Consider the following 5,537-nt stretch of genomic DNA (forward strand, 5'->3'; position numbering starts at 1 on the left):
CGGCTGGGCGTGCTCCTCGGCCTCGGCCGTGGCGCCGCGGGCCTGCGCCCGCGCCTCGGCGAGGGCCTGCGCCGGGTCCTCGAGGTTGGTGTCGTCGAACGCCGAGGGCTGCCGCTCCCCGGTGTCGACCCACTCGTCGTCATCGGCCGGGCCGTCGTAGCGGCCACCGTCGGGGGCACCGAGCGCACTGCCGATCCCCTTGAGCGCCTCGGTCAGCTCACTCGGGATGATCCACATCTTGTTGTTGTCGCCGCGGGCGAGCTGCGGCAGCACCTGGAGGTACTGGTAGGCCAGCAGGCGTTGCGTCGGCTTCCCGCGGTGGATGGCGTCGAACACCTGCTGGATGGCCCGCGACTGGCCCTGGGCCTCGAGGATGCGCGCCTGGGCGGAACCCTCGGCGGTCAGGATCGCCGACTGCTTCTCACCCTCGGCGGTCAGGATCTGGCTCTGCTTGAAGCCCTCCGCGGTGAGGATCGCCGCGCGTCGGTCACGCTCGGCGCGAGCCTGCTTCTCCATGACGTCCTGCATCGACGCGGTCGGCTCGATCGACTTGAGCTCGACCCGGCTGACCCGGATGCCCCACTTGCCGGTGGCCTCGTCGAGGACCCCGCGCAGCTGGGCGTTGATCATGTCGCGGCTGGTCAGGGTCTGCTCGAGGTCCAGTGAGCCGATCACGTTACGCAGGGTCGTAACGGTGAGCTGCTCGATGCCCTGGATGAAGTTGGCGATCTCGTAGACCGCGGACTTGGCGTCCATGACCGCGTAGTAGATGACCGTGTCGATGCTCACCACGAGGTTGTCGGAGGTGATCACCGGCTGGGGCGGGAAGGAGACGACCTGCTCGCGCAGGTCGACGTTGGCCCGCACCTTGTCCACGAAGGGGACGAGGAAGTGGATGCCCGGCGTCAGCGTGCGGGAGTAACGTCCGAGCCGCTCGATGATCAGCGAGCTCTGCTGGGGAACGATCTTGATGGTGCGCCAGATGACGATGACCGCCAGGATCAGGATGATCAGGGCGATGATCCACCCGGGGTTGAATCCACTGCTATCCATGGTTCAGCTCCGACTTCCGGCCGGCCGCGAGCGCAGTCACGATCGCGGTGGCCCCCTCGATGGAAACGACCCGGACCTCTTGCCCGGGTAGGCACTCGGTCGTCCCCGGGGCCAGACGCGCCGACCACGTCTCCCCCGACAACTGGATGCGACCGTCCTGCTCGGTCACGGTCTTGACGACGACCGCGGTGCGGCCGATCTGTCCGGCCGAGCCGATCTTGTGGTCGCCGATGGTGGCCATGAAGTGGCGCTTGAGCAGGGGCCGGACGGTGAGGACGAGCACCGCCGCCACGATCACCGCCACGACGACCTGCCAGACGAACGACAGCCCGGCCGCGGCCGCGATGCATCCTGCCAGGGCTCCCCCCGCGAGCATCAGGAACACGAAGTCGACACTAGCCGCCTCGACGGCGACCAGCGCCAGGGCCAGACCGAGCCAGGCCAGCCAACTGTTGTCATCCAGCCACGACATCTCGCCACGCTCCTCCGAGTCCAACCCTCGTGCTCAGGCTACGTCCTGAGGATGGGCACGATACGGCGGGCACGCCGCCGGCGGGCGGAAGAGTCCGGACCGAGACCTTTCGCCCCGGGCCAGGATCGCTGTCCGGTCTTGCGGGAGTGCGGGCTCACCGGGCGAGGTGCGCGCCCGTCCATCGCTCCTGGTCGCTCACGTCCTCCAGGATGTCGAGCCACTCGGGCACGTCCTGCGAGGGGTGCTCGCCGTCATCGATCTCCGCGACGAGTGTCCCGTCCTCGTGCTCGTCGATCGCGACGAGCGTGCCGTCTCGTCGGACCAGGTGACGTCTCTTGCGAAGCACTCGTGCAGGCAGGGCCACGAGTACTGCCCACTCCTGCTCGTCCAGGTAGAAGTTGGTGGAGGCGACCTCGGCCGGGCCGTCGGTCAGCCGCACCTTGTGCGCCAGCTTGCGAACGACCGTTCCGTCGCTCTCTCGCACCTCGCGCAGTCGAAGACGTGTGTTGACCAGGTAACGGTCGACGATCTCCCGGACGGCAGAGACACCGTCCGGCAGGCGTGCCAGGACGTAACGGCGCTCTCTTTCGATGACGGCGTACTTGAGCGGATCGGGCACTGCCCGACTATCCCACGCGTCGTCCCGGGCGAGTGGCCCGTTGTACCTCCCAGCCCACGGACCCAAGGCGACACCCGAACGCCCTGCCCGCCGTCGCCGCGGCTGTGCATCGCGACTCGCGCTGGCACTACCGGGGTGCGCGGACGCCATACCGGCGTGTCGTGCGGCGCGTCGGGACTTAGTGCCAGCGCGACCTGCGATTCGGCCGCCCCCGAGCGGGAACCTCAACTGGTGGTGCCGCAGGCCACCCGAGGTGCACGGTGGAGAGCTGCCGGCTCAGCCCCGGGCCCGGGCAAACCAGCGGTCACCGCGACGGTCGAGCTCGAGCGGCAGGCCGAACGTCTCCGACAGGTGCTCCTCGGTCAGGGCGAGCTCGATCGGCCCCGCGGCCACGACCCGCCCCTCCCGCAGGAGCAGGACGTCGGTGAACGAGGGTGGGATCTCCTCGACGTGGTGGGTCACGAGCACCAGGGCGGGAGCGGCGAGGTCGGCCGCGAGGTTGCCCAGGCGCGCGACCAGGTCCTCGCGACCGCCGAGGTCGAGTCCGGCTGCCGGTTCGTCCAGCAGCATCAGCTCGGGGTCGGTCATCAGGGCCCGAGCGATCTGCACCCGTTTGCGCTCGCCCTCGCTCAGGGTGTTGAACGTCCGGTCCGCGAGGTGAGCGGCGCCGAGGGCCTCGAGCAGCTCGGTGGCCCGGGCGTGGTCCAGGGAGTCGTAGTCCTCCCGCCACCGGCCGACGATGCCGTAGGAGGCCGTCACCACGACGTCTCGGACCACCTCGTCGCCGGGGATCCGCTCGGCGATGGACGAGCTCGCCAGCCCGATCCGGGGCCGCAGCTCGAAGACGTCCACGGCACCGAGCACCTCGCCCAACACCCCGGCCACGCCGCGCGTCGGGTGCATCCTTCCCGCGGCAATCTGCAGGAGGGTCGTCTTCCCGGCACCGTTGGGGCCGAGGACGACCCAACGCTCGCCCTCCTCGACCTCCCAGCTGATGTCGTCCAGCAGCGTGTTGCCGCCGCGCACCACGCTCACGCCAGCAAGTTCGAGGACGTCGCTCATGCCGGGATCCTCGCGAGGTATCGGAGGCCGGGGTCCCCAGGAGGTATCGGACTGCAGCGGAGAACCTCCCGGGGTGGCAGCGCAGCGGAGGAGAGCGGGGTCTCCGCGAAGTACCGAGCGAGGCACGAGCGAGGACTTCTTGGGGTGCTCTTCGTGGGGTGGTTCCTCATGGCGACGACCCTAGGCCACGGCTTCGGCCGACCGGCGGGCGACGCACCCGACGGCGCCTCTGCCGCAACTACGATGGCGCGGTGACGTCGCTCCCCGCCTCGGTGCGCGTGGCCCTCTGGGCGACGGCCGGGCTGGCCGGTGAGATCCCGATGCAGCAGGTCGCCGAACGCGCCCTGCCCGACGTGGACCACGTGGCCGGCGACCTCGACCGCCTGACCGTCTGGCACGACTTCGGCGAGTCCGCGGTCCTCGTGGCACTCCCCCGCCCCGGGGACCTGTCCGGTATGCCGCACGGTCCCCTCGCGCTGTCGGGCGCCGCCACCGAGGCCGGCGAGTGCGTCTTCGTCCCGGGCATCGGGGGCGCGCTCGTCCCGACCGTCGAGGACTACGGACCGGAGGGTGACGTGGGCACCCAGGTCATCTGGACGGCATACGACTGCGATCCGACCCCGATCCACCGGCTCGAGGCGGTGGCCCTCGCCGACGTGGAGCTGCGGCTGCGGGAGAGCCTGATCCACCTCACCACGAGGCTGGAGGACATCGACGCCTCACCGCTGGGTGGCCGGGTGCTTCGAGAGGCGGCGGTCGAGGGAGTGCGCGCGGGCGACTGGGCGATCCCCGAGGGGTTGCCGAGCCGGGCGCTGCGGATCATCGCGCTGGCCGCGCGGATCTCCTGGGTGGCGGAGCTCGGACTGGATCCCGAGCTGCACTCCTTCGACGGGCACTCGACCGAAGAGCGACGACGCGCGCTCCGGCAGGTCCGGGCCGCTGCCGACTCGGCGCTCGCCGAGGCCACGAACGTGGCGTGCCTCAACCTGGCCGGTCTGCGTCAGGACAGGACCGATTCGTAGACCGCCATGGTCCGGTCACCGATCGTGCCCCACGAGAAGTGCTCGACCGCCCGCCGTCTCCCGGCCAGCCCGAAGCGCCGGGCCCGGTCGGGGTCGCTGACCGCCTCCCGCAGCGCCGTCGCGAGGTCGGACACGAAGACGTCGGGATCGACGGGCACACCACTGCCGTCCTGCATCTGGTCGATCGGCACCAGCCAGCCGGTCTCGCCGTCGACGACGACCTCCGGGATGCCGCCGGTCGCGGTGGCCACCACCGCCAGCTCGCACGCCATCGCCTCGAGGTTGACGATGCCGAGCGGCTCGTAGACCGACGGGCACGCGAACACCGTTGCGGCAGAAAGCAGCGCGATCACCTCAGCCCGCGGCAACATCTCCGCGATCCAGACGACCCCGTCGCGGCTCTGCCGCAGCTGCTCGATCAGTCCCTCGACCTCGGCCTTGATCTCCGGGGTGTCCGGCGCACCGGCACACAGCACGAGCTGGACCTCGGGCGGCAGCTCGCGAGCGGCGCGCAGCAGGTAGGGCAGGCCCTTCTGCCGGGTGATGCGCCCGACGAAGGCGACCGACGGCCGGTCGGGGTCGACGCCGTGACGGTGCAGCACCTCCGGGTCCTCGGCGCGGGCCCACTGCTCCGAGTCGATGCCGTTGTGGACGACGTGCACCTTGTCGGGCTCGATCTGCGGATAGCTCTTCAGCACGTCGGTGCGCATCCCGGCGCTGACCGCGATGACGGCCGCCGCCGACTCGTAGGCCGTGCGCTCGATGAACGACGACAGGGCGTAGCCGCCGCCGAGCTGTTCGGCCTTCCACGGGCGCATCGGTTCGAGGCTGTGCGCGCTGACGACGTGCGGCATACCGCCGAGCAGCGAGGCGACATGGCCGGCGAAGTTGGCATACCAGGTGTGCGAGTGCACCACGTCCGCCCCGATGCAGTCGGCGGCCATGGTGAGGTCGACCCCCATCGTCTGCAGCGCGGCGTTGGCCTCCGCCAGCTGCGGCAGCTCGCGGTAGCCGGTGGTGCCGTGCTCCTGCTGCGGCTCACCGAACGCTCGCACCCGCGCATCGACATCCCCGCGTGCACGCAGCGCGAGGACGAGCTCGGCGACGTGGACGCCGGCCCCGCCGTAGACGTTCGGTGGGTACTCCTTGGACAGGATGTCGACTCTCACGACTCGCACCGTAGCCGTCGGAAGCCGTTCCGGCGAGGTCCGCGGCCACCTGAGCGGCAGTCGCGGCCTCGGCCGGACAGTTGCGCCGGGCCGTTGCGCCGGGCCGTTGCGCCGGGCCGTTGCGGCGAGGAGCATCGGAC

At 70.7% G+C, this 5,537-nt stretch carries 6 protein-coding genes; 1 reads left to right on the forward strand and 5 read right to left on the reverse strand.

Features of this window, described 5'->3' with window-relative positions; all coding sequences use genetic code 11:
- The 4 genes from FRW57_RS16455 to FRW57_RS16470 form a co-directional block, all read right to left on the reverse strand.
- Window positions 1-1,053: SPFH domain-containing protein (locus FRW57_RS16455; protein WP_152186507.1), on the reverse strand; the 1,053-nt coding region annotated here is incomplete at its 3' end.
- Window positions 1,046-1,525 carry an NfeD family protein gene (locus FRW57_RS16460; RefSeq protein ID WP_137121603.1) on the reverse strand — a complete coding sequence of 160 codons (480 nt, stop codon included), beginning with the start codon at window positions 1,523-1,525 and terminating at the stop codon, window positions 1,046-1,048. The genes FRW57_RS16460 and FRW57_RS16455, both read right to left, overlap by 8 nt.
- Window positions 1,526-1,679: 154 nt before the next feature.
- Window positions 1,680-2,144 (reverse strand): hypothetical protein, encoded by a 465-nt coding sequence (locus tag FRW57_RS16465; protein WP_137121602.1) that lies wholly within the window; start codon window positions 2,142-2,144, stop codon window positions 1,680-1,682.
- A gap of 276 nt (window positions 2,145-2,420) precedes the next feature.
- Complete coding sequence (locus FRW57_RS16470; protein WP_137121601.1) at window positions 2,421-3,206, reverse strand: ABC transporter ATP-binding protein; 786 nt, start codon at window positions 3,204-3,206, stop codon at window positions 2,421-2,423.
- Between the two features lie 251 nt (window positions 3,207-3,457).
- On the opposite strand from FRW57_RS16470, the gene FRW57_RS16475 reads away from it, so the two are divergent.
- Window positions 3,458-4,228, forward strand: coding sequence for a hypothetical protein (locus tag FRW57_RS16475; RefSeq protein ID WP_137121600.1), 771 nt, complete (start codon window positions 3,458-3,460; stop codon window positions 4,226-4,228).
- Here FRW57_RS16475 and glgA read toward each other — a convergent pair.
- Window positions 4,207-5,397, reverse strand: coding sequence for a glycogen synthase (gene glgA / locus FRW57_RS16480; protein ID WP_152186508.1), 1,191 nt, complete (start codon window positions 5,395-5,397; stop codon window positions 4,207-4,209). The two genes, FRW57_RS16475 and glgA, sit on opposite strands and share 22 nt — an antisense overlap.
- Window positions 5,398-5,537: the final 140 nt, after the last annotated feature.

It is taken from the genome of Segeticoccus rhizosphaerae (assembly GCF_009192725.1).
Taxonomy (GTDB): Bacteria; Actinomycetota; Actinomycetes; order Actinomycetales; family Dermatophilaceae; genus Segeticoccus; species Segeticoccus rhizosphaerae.